Below are 20,054 nucleotides of genomic sequence, written 5' to 3'. Positions count from 1 at the left end.
GCTCTAGAAGCTCTAGAAACAGCGTGTACAAAAATAAAGAACTCAACCAATAGAGTTCGAAACGTAAAGTCAGGTCCCAGACCAACACATAAAACAATAAGGACAACAACATGAAGTTAAAAGCACTTGCTCTAGCAGGCTTATTGCTCACTCCTCTTGCTCACGCAAAAAGCGACATCATGGTACATGACGCGTACGCTCGTGCGACACCGCCAACAGCGGTGAACAGCGCAGTATTTACGACCCTAATGAACCATAGTGACAAAGATCGCGCTATCGTTTCTGCGACAACACCAGCTGCAGGTAAGGTAGAGCTTCATGATGTTATCGTTGAAGGTGACGTGATGAAAATGCGTCAGGTTCAACAGATCACAATCCCTGCTAATGGTGAAGCCGTACTTAAGCCTGGCAGCCTGCACATTATGTTATTCGACCTTAAAAATGGTCTAAAAGAAGGTGAGCAGATCGAAATGACACTGACTTTCGCGAATGGCGAAACACAAACTTTCGAAGCACCCGTTAAGAAAGTAATGAGCGGCATGAAAAAGATGAATCACGATCATCACTAATTCTAGAAACTGATGCTTACGAGTCTTATTAAGAGTCGCAACACACATCGGTAAAAAAATAGACAAAATAAGCCACGATGACTTCTCGCCATCGTGGCTTTTTGTTAAACTGCGTTCGCTTTCTGTGCAAAGCGTGACCACATTAATAACCAAGGAGAAGAGAAGATGATTGTAATGAAAACACTAAAACTGGCAGTAAAAGTAACGCGTTAATTTTGTTTGGTTAAGCCAACTTTAATCTCGAACTACCAACATTAAGCCACCAGCTGCCTACCGCACACTTTTACCCGGTTTACACTTGATCGCACACGATCAAAGCATGTTCACTACGCATGAATCAATCCGGGGTCCTATCTATTTGAATTCGACCCAAACTCTAACGCATTTTTGACGTCTCGACGCTTTTGAGCTTCTAACGCTTTTGGTCTCACCAACGATAAGAGATCCCACAAGAAGTAAAGAAATGAAAGCTCGCACGTCTGGGTAAATAGACATGAATTCACAAACTGCATTTTCTCATCCAATATCACTTCAACAACTTGGATGGCAACCTGTATTTCAACAACAACTGACACTTGAAGATTACGACCATTCAGTGATCGCACGTATCACCGCACACCATCGCAGTGGCTACACATTGGCATCTGAACAGGGCGAAATTACTCTACCCATTCATCACAACCAACCCGCAATGACCGTTGGCGATTGGGTAATATTGAACTCTGAACTGCAATTCGATCGCTTACTCGAACGCCAATCGCTCTTTAGCCGAAAAGCTGCTGGGAGTCGTGTGGCTGAACAATATATTTCAGCCAATATCGACACAGTGTTTATAGTGGTTTCATTAAACAACGACTTTAATCTGAGTCGCATTGAACGCTATCTAGCACTTACCAATGAAGCACAAGTTGAAGCGGTTATCGTCCTAACTAAGAAAGACTTGTGTGACGACTACGAACACAAAGTACGACAGGTACAAAGCTTAGACCCGATGCTCATGATCGAAGCGGTCAACAGCCTAGATCAGGACTCAACCCAAGTGCTGTCACCTTGGTGTAAAAACAGCAAGACCGTCGCGCTAATGGGCTCTTCTGGTGTGGGTAAGTCGACTTTGGTTAACTCATTGCTAGGTGAAGCATCGCAGGCAACTGGTGGTATTCGTGAAGACGACAGTAAAGGTCGTCATACAACCACATCACGATCACTCCACTTGCTCGCATCAGGTGGCTTGCTTCTCGACACTCCAGGAATGCGAGAGCTCCAACTTGCAGACTGCGCTGAAGGCGTGAGTGAAACTTTTTCAGACGTCGAAGAGTTAGCAATGCACTGCCGCTTCTCTGATTGTCATCATGAATCAGAGCCGGGATGCAAGATAAGGGCAGCCATTGAGAGTGGTGAACTGTCTGAAAGACGATTTACTAACTATCAAAAGCTACTGAGAGAGCAAGCAAGAAACGGCGCTTCTCTTGCAGAGCAACGCGCTAACAATAAGCAGCTTTCCAAGATGTACCGAAACGTACAGTCAGAAAGCCGTGACATCAAGAAAGGCTCAGCTTAAGCAGTTGGATATTGACGGTAATCTGAGTTAATCGCTCAACGCTGAGCTGAAACACCGAGCCCCACGTGTCAATCGCGTGGGGCTTTTTGTTTCAATTAGATAAGAAAGTGACTATTTACGCACACAATGTTCTTACCAATCGCCATTTACATCCTCTAATTTACAGTATATTAGCTCCATCAAATATGAATTCGCAGATTTATAGCTCAATCAAAATACATTTATTTAACATTTAGCTCTAAAAACACCACGTAGTGCAAACAATCACACTAAAAGTAAACTATTCCTAGACACCCGCTACGATCCCGCTAATATGACCGCCCATTCCACTAGTGTATAGTTGGAATCGGTACAACTTTATAAAAGATACATCACTATAATAAATTAACAATTGCAGGTACTTTATGCAAAATCACAACATGCTCGCCCGCATCGCTCGTGGGAATCTTGTCCTACAGATCCTTGCTGGTATTGTTTTCGGTGTCGTTCTCGCCATGGTTTCTCCTTCAGCAGCTCAAGACGCAGGCCTTTTAGGTAGTCTGTTTGTTGGCGCTCTGAAAGCTGTTGCCCCAATTTTAGTATTCATTCTTGTTGCAGCTTCTATCGCAAACCAAAAGAAAGGTCAGCATACTCATATGCGTCCAATCATCGTGCTTTACCTGATTGGTACCTTCTCTGCAGCACTAACAGCAGTAGTACTTAGCTTCATGTTCCCAACCACTTTGACACTGGTTGCTGGCGCGGAAGGTGCTACTCCTCCTCAAGGTATTGGTGAAGTTCTTCACACGCTTCTATTCAAGCTTGTAGACAACCCAGTTAGCGCGCTAATGAACGCAAACTACATCGGTATTCTTGCTTGGGCTATCGGTCTTGGTCTTGCTCTGCACCACGCATCTGCAACAACCAAAGCGGTTTTCGAAGATCTAAGCCACAGTGTTTCACACATTGTTCGCTTCATCATTCGCCTAGCGCCATTTGGTATCTTCGGTCTAGTTTCAGCGACTTTCGCAACCACTGGTTTTGAGGCGCTAGCAAGCTACGGTCAACTTCTAGCGGTACTACTAGGTTCAATGCTAATCATTGCTCTAGTGGTTAACCCACTGCTTGTTTTCGTTAAAACAAAGCAGAACCCATACCCTCTTGTATTCCAATGTATTCGTGAATCAGGTGTAACTGCATTCTTCACGCGTTCAAGTGCTGCGAACATCCCAGTAAACATGAACCTTTGTAAGAAACTAAACCTAGACGAAGACACTTACTCTGTATCTATCCCACTAGGTGCAACCATCAACATGGCTGGCGCTGCAATCACTATCACTGTGTTAACGCTGGCTGCTGTACACACCATGGGTATTGAGATTGATATCTTCACTGCTATCCTACTAAGCCTTGTTGCTGCGGTATCTGCATGTGGTGCATCTGGTGTTGCGGGTGGCTCACTGCTGCTTATCCCTCTAGCATGTGGTCTATTCGGTATTTCGAACGATGTTGCGATGCAAGTGGTAGCGGTAGGTTTCATCATCGGTGTGATTCAAGACTCTGCTGAAACAGCGCTTAACAGCTCGACAGACGTAGTGTTCACCGCTGCTGTATGTAAAGCTGAGCAGAATAAAGCTTAATATGCCTTTATTGGCTCTCAAGCCAAAAGCTATATAAAGAAAAAGGGAAGCATCTGCTTCCCTTTTTGTTATCTGAATTTCATTATATACACTCAAGCTGTATTCAACTTATCACGATGGATAACATGTCCCATGGATAATCCAGTGAACACCACTAATTAGCTTCTGCTCCAATTAGACTGACTAAAGTCTAGAGGGTCACTAGTCTGATTGGCTTGCTTCTCTATTGGTGCTTGCTCTGTATTCGATTGCTGACTGTAATCGATGTTCGCTTCTTGTGTATTCGATAGCGACGTTTCTAAATGGCTAGCCTCTACATTTAATGACTCACCCTCTTCATCAAACGCTTCTTTCACTTTCTTTGGAATCGGTATATTGCGTTTATAGAGCTTATTGAGCGCTTTGATTATTGAGTGCTTGGTGATTGCTTGTTGGGTAAGTTTCGTCATTATCGGTTTAGTCAGCGCTTGTAAGCCCACAACCGCATCGACACCCAGCTCACCACCTACTTTATCTCGCTGCTGCTTAGCTTCTGAATAGCCAAAATGAGCAGATAGGAATAGCCAAATATAAGCAATCGCATTACCGTTTTCACCATGGTCTATCCATGCTTCACCGGCTCTAAACATCGCTTCTGCACTGTTCTTTTCTGCTGCTGTCTCAAACCAGTACACAGCCTCACCATGGTTAGGCTCTACGCCGACGCCATTTAAGTAGCTCATACCCAGTTTAATCTTACCGTCTAGGTTGTTTTTCTCAGCCGCTTTGCGATACCAATCAACAGAGCTTTCTGCAGAGTAGTCTGGGTTTTCTTTGTCTAGGCACCAGTCACCCATGAACAGCATCGCTTCGGTATTACCACCAGCGGCAGATTCCTCAATATAGGTGTAACCCTTGGGAATGTTCTTTACGGTCCCACGCCCATGAACTAGCGCTTTACCCATCTCAAATTTCGCCGACATGTCGTTGTCTAAGGCTGCGATCGCAAGTTGCCAGAAGTTAGCTTGCTCTCTTAAAATCAGGTCTTCTTTGCGCTTCATGCTCAAACGCACAATGCCGTACATGCCGTTGACATTATCCAAATGCGCCGCTTTATCGTACCAATATAACGCTTCCTTAATATTGTTACGCTCCGCTTCTTTCGCCAAAAATAGAATCGACGGGACATGCCCGGTTTCTGCTTTAAAGTGGCGCTCTTTTTGCTCTTGGATACGTGCTTTTTCAATCGCCTTTCGGTAAGCGACAGCACGCGCTTTACGTTCTTGTTCCAAGCGCTGTTTTCTCAGTGATAAAGAAATCAGCCACACGGCAACAAGTATTAACGAAAGAGCCGTCGCACCAATTGCGATTCCCATTGTACTCATAAAATGTTTAACCTAATTCGGTTTCGTTCTACCCTATATCGGCCACAAGCAGCCTATATTGAGTAGTTAATTTCTGGGGCTATTAGCCCTGATGGTGACAAAAGGCGCAGTCCCTACACGCTCCGCCTTAAACTTGATTCAGTATCTCAGGAATACATAACGATAAGAAGTCTGCAAAGACTAATCCGTACGCAACCCACAAATCGTGTGATCTTGCTTCAATAAGGATGGTCTCTCGAGCTTGCCTTTCATCAAACGAGGCTCAACCGCTCACCAGGTACTGATGATTCAAAACTTATGACCAAATACCGCTATGACTAGGTCAATTGACCATAAATGTAAGCTAACTCAGCGACCGTTTTTGCAGAAAACTTCTTCATCAAACTAGCTCGATGAACTTCAACTGTCCTTACTGCGATGCACAGCTCATCGGCAATTTTCTGATTGCGCTTGCCGTCAATAATCTGTTTCAGAATATCGATTTCACGCTCAGTTAACGAAGCATAGGCTTGACGGTACACGTTCATGTGCAAATGCTTTTCTGAGGCAACTAAACCTTGCTTAATCGCCTCAACCAACTCTCCGCCTTTGACCGGCTTCTGGAAGAAATTCACCGCGCCAGCCTGCAGCGCTTCTACCGCCATAGGTACATCACCATGACCAGTAAGATAAATAACCGAAAGCGGGCTCTGTGCTTTCAATATCAGTTCATGAATTTGCTGGCCTCTCATCTCCGGCATTCTGCTATCGAGCACCACACACCCAGCCGCACTTAAATCAACGGCTTCTAGAAAACTCGGGCCATCTTGATAGGCTGACACCGTAAAATCATGCTCTTCCAGTAAGAACACCAATGAATCGCGCATTGATTCATCGTCATCAACCACATAGACCGGTAACGTTTGATGAAGTTCAGACATAACAAGATTCCTCATGAATCATTTGAAAGAGAGAAAGGCAACGTCACCGCGACGTGACAACCATGTGGCGTGAGAGACGTAATGCTCATTTGACCGCTGTGGTCTTCAATTACGTCTTGGCATATCGCAAGCCCTAGACCCAGACCGTTTTCTTTGCTGCTCACAAAAGCTTGAGTCACTTGATGCTCGGTAAAATCTAATCCGGTGCCATTGTCGATAACTGACAACATCATTTTATCGGCTTGATACTCGGTAATCACTTTAATTGTCGCTGGCTCGTCGTTTTTGTTATCAATATCAGACATCGCGCGCTGCTGCTGGGCATTACACGCATCGGTCGCATTGTTGATAAGGTTGACTATCACTTGTTGGAGGCCCACAGGGTCAATATAGACCTCAATAGGTCGACCAACGACGTAGCGCTCAATGGTAATTTGGTGCTGTTCAAGGCGGAATTGCAGTAGCTCAATAGTGTCCGTTAGCAACTGCTCTATATCGGCCTTTGACTTCTCTGCTGAGCGTTTCTTTATCATGTTTCTTAGGCGCTGAATGATCGCGTCTGCACGATCCACTTGTGATTGGATCTTCTCAAACACAGGTTCAATATCGGTGATTGGTTTGTTTTTGGAAATACGTAGCAGACCACCTTCACTGTAGTTTCGAATAGCCGCCAAAGGTTGATTGATCTCATGTGCGAGGCTGCTCCCCAGTTCACCCACGACGGCAATGCGTTGAGAATGTTCTAACTGTTCACTCTTACTCTTTAGCTTGTTAAGTGTCGCTTCTAACTGCTTTTTGCTGCGGCTGAACTTGTACTCCAACCAAAAGTGGTAAGCATTCAAGAACACAACTAACAAGAAGAACGCCCATGCCCACTGCTGATTGTATTTAAGCCAGATTAACGCTTCTTTCCACCATGGCTGTTGCAACGGGTGCATGTCGAGTTGCTGGTAGAGCTTATCGATAGGCAGCAAACTGGTTGGTGATGTCCAGCCCGAGGCATTCGCTGCAATGGCAGGCACACTGCTTTTTGGCATCGCAAATAGCACCTGACTCATTTGCTTAGCCAGTGCAGAAGAAGCTCGCTCCGTTTTGGCAAATGACCAGTTGGAATACAGAGGTGTAGACACTTGGCATCGGAATCCTTCAGGGGCTTGGTTGCCGATAACACGATATTGATCGGCCACCAACAATCCTTCACTGATCATGTTTTCAACTAAACAGGCAGGGACGACTGCCGCTTCAATATGGCCTTCTCGCAGTTGATACAGACTCGCATCAATTGGGAAGCCCAAGAAATGAGTATTAGAGAAAAATTGGTTAGGGTTCAGCCCTTCCTGCATCACTTGATAGCGCATGGTGAGGTAGCCGCCAAACGCATTTTCAGAAACCGCCGCGATTGGCTTTCCGCTCAGTTGTTCAAATGAGATATACAGTGACATTCTTCTGACCACCAGTGCTGAGCCGATACTGCGCGTGCTGCTCACACCCTGATCGTTGTAGTTGTGGCTGGTCATGGTCGCCATCCAAGAGAGGTCATACTGACGACCTAAACGAACCGCCTGGCCGGGATTAGTGATAACAAAATCAACCTCGACCTTCTTTACCGCTTCCGCCATCTCTTCCAAATTAAAAGGCTTGAGAACAAAGTGTTTTCCCGGGATACGCTCAGACAACCAGTCCATCGTTGGTTGCCAGCGTTGTTGTGCTGCAAGTTTCCCCCTGATGGCTAAAACACCCACTTCAATCGTCTGATCTGATTCAATCGTACTTGTCGCTACTGAAACAGGTTCCGTTTGAGCAGCGAAACAAATACCTGCACTCAAGCTCAAGCAGCACGTACTGATGAATGTGATGAAGTTGCGAACAGTCACGGACATCTCTTTATTCAATCGGATTACCTATTCAATGATTTCTCAACGCGTTGAAGCACTTTTAAATAAAGCATAACAGCTAGATAGCGAAAACCACATTTGTTCTAGATCAACTTTGATCTGGGAATGTGGAAATCCACAATACCCCGTGTAGGGTCAAAATCTGACAATGAGCTCAACAGAACGAATACCCATTTATAGGTACCAATATGGACTCATTGAAAAGACGGTTTCTCAGCCAGTTCGGTAAGGTTTCCGCCGGTGCTGCGCTCATTCCCATTACCGGAATCAACACCGCAGTCGCAAGCACAGCCATTCGCAATAACAACCAACCAGACCGCAAAGGTGAAGTAGGCAAACGCTACGCCATGGCTATTGATTTGCGTAAATGTGTGGGCTGTCAGGCATGTACAGTGGGTTGTAGCGTTGAAAACCAAGCACCGATTGGCCAGTTCAGAACCACCGTAAAACAGTATGAAGTTTCCCTTGATGATGGTTCAACAACTCAACAAGAGGTGAAGTCATTCATGCTGCCTCGCCTGTGCAATCACTGCGACAATGCACCGTGCATTAAAGTCTGCCCAGTTCAAGCGACCTTCCAACGTGAAGACGGCATTGTCATGGTCGACAACGAACGCTGCGTAGCTTGTGCTTATTGTGTTCAAGCCTGCCCTTACGATGCTCGCTTCATTAACCACGACACACTGACAGCCGACAAATGCACCTTCTGTGCACACCGCCTTGAAGATGGCTTACTGCCCGCTTGTGTGGAAACCTGTGTCGGCGGCGCACGTGTAATCGGTGACCTTAAAGATCCAAACAGCGAAATCAATCGCCTGCTCAATGAAAACCAAGACGACATCAAGGTGCTTAAGCCAGAGCAAAACACCAACCCACATGTTTTCTATATCGGCATGAACGAACGTTTCGTTAGCCATATCGAAGGGCAACCAGCGATCTATGATCCTGCCGCCATTGAGAACTCATCTTCTAGCAAACAAGGAGAAACTGCATGAATATCACCGAGGTGTTAGTTCCCGCTCAAGAGATTGCTTGGCTACCGTGGGCGGTTCAATATTTCTTCTACATTGGTTCAGCCTACGCGGCGGCTATTCTGTTTTTGATTGCCCTGATTTTCAAAAACTCGACCAGTCATCAATTCCGCTCAGCCCTTGTATTAGTAATGTCCATTGGCGCGATTGTTGGGCCATTAGCCCTTACTGGTGACTTACACCAACCTGGACGTGCGTGGCACTTCTACGCTCACATCACGCCTTGGTCATGGATGTCACTGGGTTCTCTGTTTCTTCCTTTGTTCTCTGGTCTGGCTGTCGCGACTGCTTGGGTTTACTTGCGTGATGACATCGCACAACTTAAAGAAAGTGAAAACCCGCTTCTAAAACGCTTGTCTTGGTTAACCCTAGGCCAATGGCAGGTTTCAGCAAAACTAATGATTGTACTCGCTGCTGTGACGGCCATTTCGGGCCTAAGCATCGCGCTCTATACAGGTGCCGAGATTGCAATTTTGGCGAGCCGACCGCTTTGGCATCAACCGGCTTCTCCACTGCTTTGGTTTACGACTGCATTTTTTGCTGCAACGGGCTTAACGCTGTTGATTTGGGCTTTGCTGCCTTCAAGCAAGCCAAGCTTAAAAGCAACCGACCTCGCTCTGGTACAAAGAACTATTACCCTAACAGGCGGCCTCGCCATCATTCTTACGTCGATTTGGGCTTCTAACCATGGTCACTTCAACCTGTATGAGGACGACGCTTGGGGCATTAATTTAGGCATCATGACCACCAGCATTTTGTTGTGCATGATCTTGGTTCTACCTCTACAACGCTTATCTCAAAGCAAGTTAGGAATTATCTGTGTAGCACTTGCGACCATAGTTTCGGCATGGGCAGTACGCTGGGTAACCATGATGGAAGTTCAAACCATTCCACGTTTTGATGTAGGTGCATTCCCTTATGAACTGCCAATGGGTAGCTCAGGTTTACTTGGCATTGTCGGTATGTGTGGTCTCTGGTTAGCACTTGCGTTGTTCGCTTCTGAAATCGTGTCTACTGGCTCTGGAACAAAAACATCGTCACCACTTACCCACTCACATAGCTTGTAGTCTAAGGAATCATCATGGATAACAAACGTCGTCAATTTTTAAAAGCAGGCCTTGCTGCCGGTGGTATTGGAGCTTTTGCTGCAGGTTATGCGACAACCACAAAGCACATGGTTCACGGTGCTATCGATGGCACTGCAGGTAAGAAAACTAAACACATCCATCACGGTAACTCGTTAGAGACGGAATACAGTGTCGATGAACAAGGTAAGATCTCGCCAAACCCAAACCAACGCGTTGCTCCTTCAATGTGTTTTGGCTGCTGGACACTGTGTGGCTTACGTGTGCGTATCGATAATCGCAATGACGAGATCTTACGTATCTCAGGTAACCCATACCACCCGCTATCAAGTGATCAGCAAATCCCGCTCAAAACACCAGTGAAAGAGGCCTACATTGGCTTGTCTGGTGAATCAGGCATAAATAATCGCTCGACAGCCTGCGCCCGTGGTAACGGCATGTTAGAGATTCAAAACAGCCCATACCGAATCACTCAACCGCTAAAACGTGTTGGTAAGCGTGGTGAAGGCAAGTGGGAACCAATCAGCTACGAACAGCTAATCTCTGAGATCACCGAAGGGGGTGACTTGTTCGGTGAAGGCGAAGTGGAAGGCTTACGCTCGATTCGCGACATCGAAACACCGCTAGATCCAAACAACCCTGAATACGGCCCAAAAGCCAACCAGTTATTGGTAACCAATGCCGGCAATGAAGGCCGTGATGATATCTTGAAACGCTTTGCGTTTAACAGCTATGGTACTCGTAACTTCGGCCACCACGGCTCTTACTGTGGCTACGCATTCCGCGCAGGTTCTGGCGCAATCATGAATGACTTAGACAAATTCTCGCACTTAAAACCCGACTTCAACAATGCCGAGTTCATCCTGTTCATCGGTATGTCTCCGGCTCAAGCAGGCAACCCGTTTAAGCGCCAAGCACGACAGTTGGCCGAGGCTCGTACTAACGGAAAACTGAGCTACACCATAGTGACGCCGAGCCTTCCGGCAGGATCGTCAAGCCTTGCGGCGGGCGATCGCAACAACTGGCTTCCGATCAAACCGGGCACCGACTCAGCATTAGTTCTAGGGATGATCCAATGGATCATCGAAAATCAGCGCTACAATCATGACTTCTTGTCTCGCCCGAGCGCACAAGCGATGAAGAAAGCAGGCACTACACACTGGTGTAATGCATCTCACCTAGTGATCAGCGACGAAACGCACCCACAAAACGGACGCATGCTTCGCGCATCGGATATTGGCTTGCTAGATACAGGCGAACCGATGTCTGACGATGATGCATTCATCGCACTAGATGTGACAATGTCACTATTAATATCAAATGTTCAGGTCGATGAGGCGGCGTTATTTGTCGATCAAGACGTAGAAATTGATGGTCAAACCGTTCGTGTGAAGTCTTCTCTACAAAGATTGAGAGAAGAAGCCTTCAAATATGACCTTGCTTATTACAGCGAGCAATGTGAAATCCCACAAGATCAGATCATTGCACTGGCGAAACGCTTTACCAGTTACGGGACAAAAGCCGTCGTCGATACTCACGGTGGCAACATGCACACTAATGGCTTCTACAACTCGTTCTCTATTCTGATGCTGAACGCGCTGATCGGTAACATCAACGCAAAAGGCGGGGCGATGGCGAAAGCGGGCGGCTACCCAACTTCTGTTGCTGGCCCTTGTTACGACTTTACCAAGTTCAAGGGTAAGACGAAGCCGCAAGGTGTGTTCTTATCTCGTAGTAAATTCCCTTATCACAAAACCAGCGAATACAAGCGTCGTGTTGCTGCCGGTGAATCTCCATATCCAACGCGAGCACCTTGGTACCCGATCTCTGCACCGCTGTTAACCGAGCATTTATCAGCGGCCATTGATGGCTACCCTTACCGCGCAAAAGCGTGGATCAACCACATGGCCAATCCACTCTATGGCGTTCCGGGGCTAGATAACCTATTAGGCGAGAAGCTCAAGGATCCAAAACAACTCGGTTTGATCGTCTCTATCGATGCTTTCATCAATGAAACCACAGCACTATCAGATTATCTCGTGCCTGATACAGTAACCTATGAGAGTTGGGGTATGGCAACACCGTGGCATGGCGTTGCAACAAAGGCGATCACTGCTCGTTGGCCGATTGTTGAGCCTAAAACCTCACGCACGCAAGACGGCCGCGCCATCAACCTAGAGAACTTCTTTATTGATGTCGCGAAAGCGCTCGACTTGGGCGGCTTTGGTGATAATGCAATCAAAGACAACCAAGGCAATTGGTACGGTATCCACAGTGCAGAAGACTTCTACCTGCGCTCTGCGGCGAACTTAGCATTTGCTAAAGGTGGCGTGCCGAATGTTGAGGCTGAAGACATTGTTTGGTCTGGCCTGGAACGGTTAATGCCTGTGATGAAAGAAACGCTTAAGCCGGATGAAATGCTCAAGGTAGCGTACATCTTTGCACGTGGCGGTCGTTTTGAGGACGCTACCAATGCCTACACCAACGAAACCATGAAGTACAAATGGACCAAACCACTAGCTATCTGGAATGAAAAGCTCGGTACTTCTCGCAATACCATCAGTGGCGAGCAGTACATAGGTTGCCCAACGTGGCATCCACAAAAGCTTGCAGACGGTACACCTTTAGCTGAGCAGTTCCCAACAAAAGAGTGGCCATTCACCCTGACTAACTTTAAGTCCAACATTCACAGTGCAGTGTCTAACCTGTCACCACGCTTAGAATCTATCAAGGGTGTGAATCCGGTGTACATTCACCCGCAAGACGCCTCTTCAGCGGGCATCAAAACCGGTGACGTATTTGCCATTGAAACACCGAGCGCAACCACAAAGGCGTTGGCGATGGTGATTGATGGCATCAAGCCGGGAACACTAGGCTTTGAGCATGGCTTTGGTCACAAAGAGCTAGGTAAACGTGCACACTGGATTGGCGATACACAACAACCAGTGAAGATGAAGTCCAACGATGGCGTTAACATTAATGATATTGGTCTGATTGACCCGACGAGAGAGGGCAAAGGCGTAATGCTAGATTGGGTAGTCGGCGCAGCAGCAAGACAGGCGCTTCCTGCGAAGATCTACAAGGTCTAAATCTCGGTAAGCTTAGTCCAATAATAAAATAAACAGAGCAACTTCATTATTCGGAGTTGCTCTTTTTTCAGATACCTCATTCAACTTAAACCTTCCTCTATCTATTCTTTTCACCACTTCCCTTTAAGTTTTAGCCCCACCGCCCTCAAGCAACTATGCTTATCTCTAAGGTCAAAACAGGCTGATTGAGCCTATTTACGTGAGACTCACCTCAAGTTCCGAGTGAATTAATGTGGAAATCCACAATAGCGCGAGCAATCAATTATGTCGAAAATGCGTGCATTACAACCAATAGCGACGCCTCATGATTAAGCTGAATATAAAAACTCAAACTCTCACGCTTTGCATCGCTGCTTTAGGAAGCCTTTCTTTATCCGGTTTTGTACAAGCAGCGCCTAACCCAATGCCCGAAGCCGCAGAAACCTGTAGCGGGTGCCATCAAGCTGACGGGAGAGGTATGCCTAACATCGCCCCTATGCTTGCTGGGCTGAATGCTGACTACCTAGAACATCAATTGATTCTATTCTCTAGTGGAGAGCGTCAAAGCGCGATCATGAAAGGCATGGCCGATGGCGTGTCTGATCCTGCTATTCGTCGCGAAGTTGCCGAATACTTTGCCTCTCTCCCTTCATACGAATTCACCGATTTAGAACAGCGTGGCTCGCAAGCAGATATCGAAAACCCGTATCGCAAGCTTGTATTTCAGGGCGACTGGGACCGAAACATTCCAGCATGTGCTACCTGCCACGGACCAAGCGGAATGGGCGTAGACAAGTTTCCACGCCTTGCGAGCCAACATGCCGACTACATTCAATCTCAGCTTAACGCATGGAAAAACGGCACTCGCAAGGGTGATGATTTGAACATGATGGGCAACATCGCAGGCAAATTGACCGACGATGAGATCAAGAACCTGTCTTACTACTTCGCATCTTTTCGATACTAAAGGGCTAGCATGAAAACACTACTTTTAATCACCGCAACCCTTGCCTCTGGACTCGTTTATGCGGACGCTGAATTACCCGATCGCCAAACCGAGCTGCCAGCCGTCGAAAAAGTGAAAGACAACAAGTACCTAGTGCCACGAGACTTAGTGGATATCCCAGCAGGAGAATTTGGCGACAAAGTAAAATTAGGTTACTCACTGTTTGTTGACTCGCAACAGATGCGCGACGAATACGTAGGCAACGAGCAAAACTGTGTTAACTGCCACATGCAAGCAGGCATGAAGCCCAATGCAGCGCCACTATGGGGCGCGTACATGGCCTATCCAGCTTATCGTAAGAAAAACGACAAGGTCAACAGCTACGCTGAGCGTATTCAAGGCTGTTTCACCTATTCAATGAACGGAATCGCACCAGCTTTAGACTCAAAAGAACTGGTCGCACTCAGCGCTTACTCCTACTGGTTGGCGATGGGCGGCATCTTGGATAAAAACGGTATGAAAGACACGCCAGTTCCTGAGATCAGCGATGCAGACTTGCAAGTCGGTGGTAAAACAGAAAGCTTCCCTCTTCCTGAAGAGCTATTAAGTAAATACCCAATCGATGGCCGCAGTAAATTAGCAGGTCGTGGCTACCCTAAGATCGCGAATCCAGAACAAGAACCTTCTATCGCGCGTGGCGAGAAGGTTTACCAAACCAGCTGCCAAACCTGTCATGGTCAAAATGGTGAGGGTATTAAAGGAGCAGACGGCCGATCATACTTCCCACCATTGTGGGGCGAAAACGCGTTTAACTGGGGCGCGGGAATGCACCGTATAAACACAGCAGCTTATTTCATTTACGAAAACATGCCGCTTGGTAAGAGTCAGCAACTTTCCGTTCAAGAGGCATGGGATGTAGCCGCGTTTGTGAATAGCCATGAGCGCCCACAAGATCCGAGGTACAAGGGCGATGTGGCTGCAAATGCAGAACGCTACCACAACCATCAAGGCTACTATGGCAAAGAAGTGGATGACCACGTACTGGGGACAAAAGCTCACCCAAGTGGTAAAGAGGTGATTCACAATCACTAACTTCGATTAAAGAAGCACTCTTTGTGAGAAAAAAAGCCGCTCACACCCGCTATAGCTTAATTTTACATTGTCAATTAGTGAGCGCTAAGAAAGTAAAAAGAAGCCAGAACGAGTGACGTTCTGGCTTCTTTTTTTGATTTGATATGGCAGAGAAACCGTCAATCTTGCTGCATCTTCTCCCAAATCGTTGGCGACCCAATATAATCTTGCACTGAAGTGATGAATTCTTTCACTAACTTGGTCTGCTTGCGGTGTGGGTATACAGCGTAAATAGCAGTATCCGCTGTTGAGATGGCGTAATCAGGTAGCAATGTCACTAAGCCCAACTCTTTCATCGATGCGTACAGGTTTGATTGATCAAGAAAGCCATAACCTAATCCATCTTTCACACAAGATACCATAGTACGAACATCACTCACCTTGTAGTTACCACGAATCGTCAGGCTCTGGAAAGTGTTGCCATACGGCTCTTCACTGATTCTCAGATGATCAACGGTCATATCACCATTGGTATAAATCACCGCAGGCAGAGACAGCAGATCTTGTGGCGTTTTCGGCTTACCATGCTGCTCAACAAAGTCATTCGAGGCGACCAGCATGAAGTTACTGTCGGCTATCTTCTTTGCAATCAAATTCGATTCCACCAGCTTACTGAAGCGAAAGGCGATATCGAATTGCCCTGCGATGATATTAGCGATCTTGTCGTCTAGTGAAAGTACGATCTGAACATCCGGGTACTTTCTCATAAACTGAGTGATGATAGGTTGCAGGTATTGCTGACCAAAATAGATCGGTGACGTAATTCGTAGCACACCTTTAGGCTCAGACTGATAGGAATCAGCAATGCCCTGTATCTGATTGATGGTGTCTTTCAGCACATAGGTTTGCGCAAGAATATCTTCCCCAGCTGACGTCAGCGAAAACGAACGAGTAGAACGGTTGAGTAGCTGAACACCTAAGTCTTGCTCAAGCTTTTTGATCTGTTTAGAGAGAGAGGAATTGTCCATGTCGTGCAAGGTTGCCGCTTTGGTAAACGACCCTTGTTGAACCACATCTAAGAACAATAACAACTGATTGGTATTGGGCACTGTGCCGCTCCTGATATTAAGCTCGATTAACGTTCATCTTTAGGGGTATCCATCACCACCATGGTTGTGATCGATTGAACTTGAGCACATTCCCCTAGTACATCGGCATGAAACTTCTTATAGCTCGGCAAGTCTTTAGTCTCGACTCGCAACAAGTACTCATTGGCTCCGGTGATGTTGTGACACTCGACCACCTCTTTCTCCATAGCGACGTGCTCTTCAAACTCCAATTGAGCAGATTTTTTGTGGCTTGATAAACCGATCGAAACGTAGGCGATAAAACCCACGCCCATCAAACTGTTATCGAGAACCGCACGATAACCTTGAATGATGCCTTTCCGCTCAAGATCTTGTACACGCCTTAACGTCGCTGAAGCCGACAAGCCAATCCGCTCTGAGAGTTCAATGTTGGAGATTCTGCCGTCCAACTTAAGCTCTTGCAATATCCTTTCGTCAAATCTATCCATAAGTACTTATTATTGTGCATTTGGTGATAATAGAGGAAATAAAAGCACATAATTGCCTCACTTTCCACCTACTATGTTTCTCAACACGTGAAAGTCATGACCGGTCAGTCACTTCGTTCATTTTATTGCTGGAGAACCATTATGCCTTTAGAACAACTTAGCGCACTTGCCTTGTTTGCGTTTGTCTCGACCTTCACGCCGGGTCCAAATAACATCATGCTCATGACTTCTGGTGCCAATGTTGGCTTTGCCCGCACCATTCCACACATGCTTGGCATTGCTCTAGGTTTTGCTGCTATGTTGCTATTGGTTGGCTTTGGTTTAATGGGGGTTTTCAACGCCTATCCGGTGACTCACCAAGTATTGAAATACCTGAGCCTTGCGTACTTGGTGTACCTCGCAATTAAAATAGCCAAGAGTGGAAAAGCGAAAAGCACTGAAGCTTATAAACCGATGACCTTCATTGGCGCAGCAAGTTTTCAATGGGTTAACCCGAAAGGTTGGTCAATGGCACTGACAGCCATTTCTGTTTATAGCAGTGGCAGTTCATGGTGGGAGCTTGCAATCATCGCAGCCATTTTCACACTAGCTAACCTGCCATCGGTGACCTTCTGGACGGCAGCAGGTAAGCAGCTACAACACTGGCTAACAACGCCAGTCCGCATCAAAAGCTTCAACTATGGTATGGCAGGCTTGCTATTAGCGTCGACCATTCCGATGCTCTAAATCGAATAACTTCTGTATTTTAACGGTTAGTACTCTGCTGCTAACCGTTATTCTCGTTAAAAGTAACCCACCAGCTCACCAAGCCAACGACCAAACATTGCCTGCCCGACCGGAGTTAACGTCCAGACAAACGCCGCTACATTGATAAACACTGTTAACCAATAAATAGCTCTGAACGGCTGTTTTTGTGTTTTATGACGTAGCTTATCTTGTGCGATCAAAGCCCCTAACCAACCACCAGCTACCGAAAAGATGTGCAGAGTTTTCTCTGGCACGCGCCAATTACCATTAATCGCGGCTCGCTTGTCTTTCGCGTACACAAAAAACGTCACGACACCGATAACTAAATACCACGCCAATAGCACTTTTGAGCTTTCCGCAAACAACACAGACACCGCCACCAGAACCAAATAAGTGATCGCGATTTGAATAGATGAAGACAACATCAACTCCTTTTGGGTAACAGCTCACATACTGTGGCAATTACGCCCTGTAGATTTTGATAAGGATGAGTAAGGCGTATTGTAATTCGGTTAGCCTGCAAAAAATAAACAAGCCCTTTCATCCCTACATAACATGATGGAAGTTAAAGGAATTATAAATATGTACAACCAAAAGTACGCCATCTACCAAGTTTTTACGCGTTTATTTGGCAATAAAAACACCCAACATGTCCCTTGGGGCACCATTGAACAAAATGGCGTAGGTAAATTCAGTGATTTTACAGAAAAAGCGCTATCTGAAATTCGCAAGCTTGGAATGACTCACATTTGGTATACCGGAGTTCCTCACCACGCGTTAATCAATGACTACAAACACATTGGTATTTCAGACGATCACCCAAGCGTGGTAAAAGGACGTGCGGGCTCTCCTTATGCCGTAAAAGATTACTACTCAGTTAACCCTGATCTCGCTGATAATCCCGAGCACAGACTAGAGGAGTTTGAGGCGCTAATAAAAAGAAGTCACGACCACGGCTTAAAGGTGATCATCGATATCGTCCCTAACCACGTTGCGCGTCATTATGAGGGGCTGAATAACCCACAAGGCGTCAGTGACTTTGGTGCTCACGATGACACTACACTCGAATACCACAGAAACAATAACTTCTACTACATCCCCAACACCCCTTTTGAGCTTCCGAATATCGAGCCTGACTTTACTCCACTTGGTGGTGAACAACATCTAGCCCTAAACTCTCCATTTGTCGAAATGCCCGCTAAATGGACTGGTAATGGCTCACGCCTAGCTAAACCCAACTTCGACGATTGGTATGAAACTGTGAAGATCAATTACGGTGTGCGCCCTGACGGTTCAAAGGACTTCCCTGAATTACCGAGTAACTATGCTCAACGTGATTGCCGAGAACACTTCTATTTCTGGAAGTTCATCGATGTGCCTAACTCTTGGGTTAAGTTCAGAGACATCGCCTTGTTCTGGTTAGATAAAGGCGTCGATGGGTTTCGTTACGATATGGCGGAAATGGTACCGGTCGAGTTTTGGAGCTATCTCAACTCATCAATAAAGATGCAAAAACCCGATGCCTTTCTTATGGCAGAGGTATATCAGCCAGACTTATACCGCAACTACATCCACTTAGGAAAAATGGACTATCTATACGACAAAGTGGACCTATACGATGGACTCAAAGCCGTTATGCAGGACAAAGCTTCAACAGCCATCATTCCCGAGATTCAACATCAAATAATGGACATAGAGCACCACATGCTGCACTTCTTGGATAACCATGATGAACAGCGTATCGCGTCTCCTGAACTTGTAGGTGACCCAAATATTGCCAAACCTGCAATGCTTGTCAGCGCCTTATTGAGCAGCTCACCGACTATGGTTTATTTTGGGCAAGAGGTAGGTGAACCTGGGGCAGAAAATACAGGCTTTGGACAACCCTCACGTACATCCATATTCGATTACATCGGTGTCCCACAACATCAAAAATGGATGAACCACGGCGCATTCGATGGCGGGATCTTAGACGATAACGAAAAGCAGCTGCGTCACTTTTATCAGAAGGTGATGAACTTTTCTCTTGAGCACTCTTCAATGACAGGACATTACCGAGACTTACACCAAAGCAATAATTTGAGTGATTCGATTTACGCATTTCTACGCTATGACGACCAAGAGCTGACAATAGTTGCTGCGAATTTCAGCCAGCACACTATAGAGCGTGTTTGCTTGGTGATTCCACGTGATGTAATCCAAGCAATCAAAATTGCGGATGGCAGTTACTTGCTTAATGAACATATCGAATCTATTCAGTCACAAGAATTACGCGTGGAGGAAGGAGTTGGCTGCTTCAATATTGAATTAAAACCGCTGGCATCGTTGGTTTGGGTATTACATTTAAATACTTAAAACCCTTGTCGATATTATATAGAAAGAAAATAAAGGCTAATTGATAATTAACTTAATTCCTAAACTAAATTAACAGACGACCATTTCGATATCTTCCTCACATTTATAAGGATGAGCTCTCATCCTTATTCTCTACGCCTAGCCACTACGCCCTATCTTATTGATATTAAAGATATGAGCTGTTGATCTAAGTAATTCACTGCAAACCAAGTACAAATCGTGACATTGACACTAGGTTTCTTATTTTTAC

Annotated in this window: 16 protein-coding genes; 10 read left to right on the top strand and 6 right to left on the bottom strand. The window is 46.1% G+C overall.

Annotated features, from left to right (window positions below; genetic code table 11):
* Positions 1 to 110: 110 nt before the first annotated feature.
* The 3 genes from BCT81_RS04010 (at position 111) to sstT (ending at position 3,746) form a co-directional block, all read left to right on the top strand.
* The gene (locus BCT81_RS04010) at positions 111 to 569 is read left to right on the top strand and encodes a copper chaperone PCu(A)C (RefSeq protein WP_102423303.1); all 459 of its coding nucleotides are present in this window, start codon (positions 111 to 113) and stop codon (positions 567 to 569) included.
* A gap of 493 nt (positions 570 to 1,062) precedes the next feature.
* Positions 1,063 to 2,127, top strand: coding sequence for a ribosome small subunit-dependent GTPase A (gene rsgA / locus BCT81_RS04005; protein ID WP_102423302.1), 1,065 nt, complete (start codon positions 1,063 to 1,065; stop codon positions 2,125 to 2,127).
* A gap of 404 nt (positions 2,128 to 2,531) precedes the next feature.
* Positions 2,532 to 3,746 carry a serine/threonine transporter SstT gene (gene sstT / locus BCT81_RS04000; RefSeq protein WP_004740432.1) on the top strand — a complete coding sequence of 405 codons (1,215 nt, stop codon included), beginning with the start codon at positions 2,532 to 2,534 and terminating at the stop codon, positions 3,744 to 3,746.
* A 158-nt stretch (positions 3,747 to 3,904) separates the two neighbouring features.
* Here sstT and BCT81_RS03995 read toward each other — a convergent pair whose 3' ends face one another.
* From BCT81_RS03995 to BCT81_RS03985, 3 genes are all read right to left on the bottom strand, one after another.
* Positions 3,905 to 5,101 carry a tetratricopeptide repeat protein gene (locus BCT81_RS03995; protein ID WP_102423301.1) on the bottom strand — a complete coding sequence of 399 codons (1,197 nt, stop codon included), beginning with the start codon at positions 5,099 to 5,101 and terminating at the stop codon, positions 3,905 to 3,907.
* Between the two features lie 326 nt (positions 5,102 to 5,427).
* A complete protein-coding gene (locus BCT81_RS03990; RefSeq protein WP_102423300.1) occupies positions 5,428 to 6,030 on the bottom strand; it encodes a response regulator in 603 nt (200 codons plus the stop codon).
* A gap of 11 nt (positions 6,031 to 6,041) precedes the next feature.
* Positions 6,042 to 7,904 carry a PhnD/SsuA/transferrin family substrate-binding protein gene (locus tag BCT81_RS03985; RefSeq protein WP_102423299.1) on the bottom strand — a complete coding sequence of 621 codons (1,863 nt, stop codon included), beginning with the start codon at positions 7,902 to 7,904 and terminating at the stop codon, positions 6,042 to 6,044.
* Positions 7,905 to 8,113: 209 nt separating this feature from the next.
* On the opposite strand from BCT81_RS03985, the gene dsrO reads away from it, so the two are divergent.
* The 5 genes from dsrO (at position 8,114) to BCT81_RS03960 (ending at position 15,147) form a co-directional block, all read left to right on the top strand.
* Positions 8,114 to 8,920, top strand: coding sequence for a sulfate reduction electron transfer complex DsrMKJOP subunit DsrO (gene dsrO / locus BCT81_RS03980; RefSeq protein WP_102423298.1), 807 nt, complete (start codon positions 8,114 to 8,116; stop codon positions 8,918 to 8,920).
* Positions 8,917 to 10,023, top strand: coding sequence for an NrfD/PsrC family molybdoenzyme membrane anchor subunit (nrfD, locus tag BCT81_RS03975; RefSeq protein ID WP_102423297.1), 1,107 nt, complete (start codon positions 8,917 to 8,919; stop codon positions 10,021 to 10,023). Before dsrO ends, nrfD begins: the two co-directional genes overlap by 4 nt.
* A gap of 14 nt (positions 10,024 to 10,037) precedes the next feature.
* The gene (locus BCT81_RS03970; RefSeq protein ID WP_102423296.1) at positions 10,038 to 13,130 is read left to right on the top strand and encodes a tetrathionate reductase subunit A; all 3,093 of its coding nucleotides are present in this window, start codon (positions 10,038 to 10,040) and stop codon (positions 13,128 to 13,130) included.
* Between the two features lie 304 nt (positions 13,131 to 13,434).
* Entirely contained in the window at positions 13,435 to 14,076 is a 642-nt protein-coding gene (locus tag BCT81_RS03965; protein WP_102423295.1) for a c-type cytochrome, read from the top strand.
* A 9-nt stretch (positions 14,077 to 14,085) separates the two neighbouring features.
* Complete coding sequence (locus BCT81_RS03960; protein ID WP_102423294.1) at positions 14,086 to 15,147, top strand: c-type cytochrome; 1,062 nt, start codon at positions 14,086 to 14,088, stop codon at positions 15,145 to 15,147.
* A gap of 158 nt (positions 15,148 to 15,305) precedes the next feature.
* Here BCT81_RS03960 and BCT81_RS03955 read toward each other — a convergent pair whose 3' ends face one another.
* Together BCT81_RS03955 and BCT81_RS03950 are read right to left on the bottom strand one after the other, a co-directional pair.
* Entirely contained in the window at positions 15,306 to 16,235 is a 930-nt protein-coding gene (locus tag BCT81_RS03955; RefSeq protein ID WP_102423293.1) for a LysR family transcriptional regulator, read from the bottom strand.
* Between the two features lie 26 nt (positions 16,236 to 16,261).
* Entirely contained in the window at positions 16,262 to 16,702 is a 441-nt protein-coding gene (locus tag BCT81_RS03950) for an Lrp/AsnC family transcriptional regulator (RefSeq protein ID WP_060980634.1), read from the bottom strand.
* 141 nt (positions 16,703 to 16,843) lie between these two features.
* On the opposite strand from BCT81_RS03950, the gene BCT81_RS03945 reads away from it, so the two are divergent.
* Positions 16,844 to 17,428, top strand: coding sequence for a LysE family translocator (locus tag BCT81_RS03945; RefSeq protein WP_060980635.1), 585 nt, complete (start codon positions 16,844 to 16,846; stop codon positions 17,426 to 17,428).
* Between the two features lie 56 nt (positions 17,429 to 17,484).
* Here the strand turns inward: BCT81_RS03945 and BCT81_RS03940 are convergent, their stop codons facing one another.
* Positions 17,485 to 17,874, bottom strand: coding sequence for a DUF1294 domain-containing protein (locus tag BCT81_RS03940; RefSeq protein ID WP_102423292.1), 390 nt, complete (start codon positions 17,872 to 17,874; stop codon positions 17,485 to 17,487).
* Positions 17,875 to 18,031: 157 nt separating this feature from the next.
* Here BCT81_RS03940 and BCT81_RS03935 point away from each other — a divergent pair, with 157 nt between their 5' ends.
* Positions 18,032 to 19,804, top strand: coding sequence for an alpha-amylase family protein (locus tag BCT81_RS03935; RefSeq protein ID WP_102423291.1), 1,773 nt, complete (start codon positions 18,032 to 18,034; stop codon positions 19,802 to 19,804).
* Positions 19,805 to 20,054: the final 250 nt, after the last annotated feature.

The organism is Vibrio sp. 10N.261.52.A1 (assembly GCF_002876325.1).
Classification (GTDB): domain Bacteria; phylum Pseudomonadota; class Gammaproteobacteria; order Enterobacterales; family Vibrionaceae; genus Vibrio; species Vibrio chagasii.
Note: the sequence above shows the minus strand (reverse complement) of the source record. Positions and strands in the feature narration are given on the sequence as shown.

Coding starts and splice junctions, on each gene's coding strand:
- sstT (WP_004740432.1), top strand. CDS start 2,532: ATGCAAAATCACAACATGCTCGCCCGCATCGCTCGTGGGAATCTTGTC.
- BCT81_RS03965 (WP_102423295.1), top strand. CDS start 13,435: ATGATTAAGCTGAATATAAAAACTCAAACTCTCACGCTTTGCATCGCT.
- BCT81_RS03970 (WP_102423296.1), top strand. CDS start 10,038: ATGGATAACAAACGTCGTCAATTTTTAAAAGCAGGCCTTGCTGCCGGT.
- BCT81_RS03960 (WP_102423294.1), top strand. CDS start 14,086: ATGAAAACACTACTTTTAATCACCGCAACCCTTGCCTCTGGACTCGTT.
- BCT81_RS03950 (WP_060980634.1), bottom strand. CDS start 16,702: ATGGATAGATTTGACGAAAGGATATTGCAAGAGCTTAAGTTGGACGGC.
- nrfD (WP_102423297.1), top strand. CDS start 8,917: ATGAATATCACCGAGGTGTTAGTTCCCGCTCAAGAGATTGCTTGGCTA.
- rsgA (WP_102423302.1), top strand. CDS start 1,063: ATGAATTCACAAACTGCATTTTCTCATCCAATATCACTTCAACAACTT.
- BCT81_RS03995 (WP_102423301.1), bottom strand. CDS start 5,101: ATGGGAATCGCAATTGGTGCGACGGCTCTTTCGTTAATACTTGTTGCC.
- BCT81_RS03945 (WP_060980635.1), top strand. CDS start 16,844: ATGCCTTTAGAACAACTTAGCGCACTTGCCTTGTTTGCGTTTGTCTCG.
- BCT81_RS03935 (WP_102423291.1), top strand. CDS start 18,032: ATGTACAACCAAAAGTACGCCATCTACCAAGTTTTTACGCGTTTATTT.
- BCT81_RS03940 (WP_102423292.1), bottom strand. CDS start 17,874: ATGTTGTCTTCATCTATTCAAATCGCGATCACTTATTTGGTTCTGGTG.
- BCT81_RS04010 (WP_102423303.1), top strand. CDS start 111: ATGAAGTTAAAAGCACTTGCTCTAGCAGGCTTATTGCTCACTCCTCTT.
- dsrO (WP_102423298.1), top strand. CDS start 8,114: ATGGACTCATTGAAAAGACGGTTTCTCAGCCAGTTCGGTAAGGTTTCC.
- BCT81_RS03990 (WP_102423300.1), bottom strand. CDS start 6,030: ATGTCTGAACTTCATCAAACGTTACCGGTCTATGTGGTTGATGACGAT.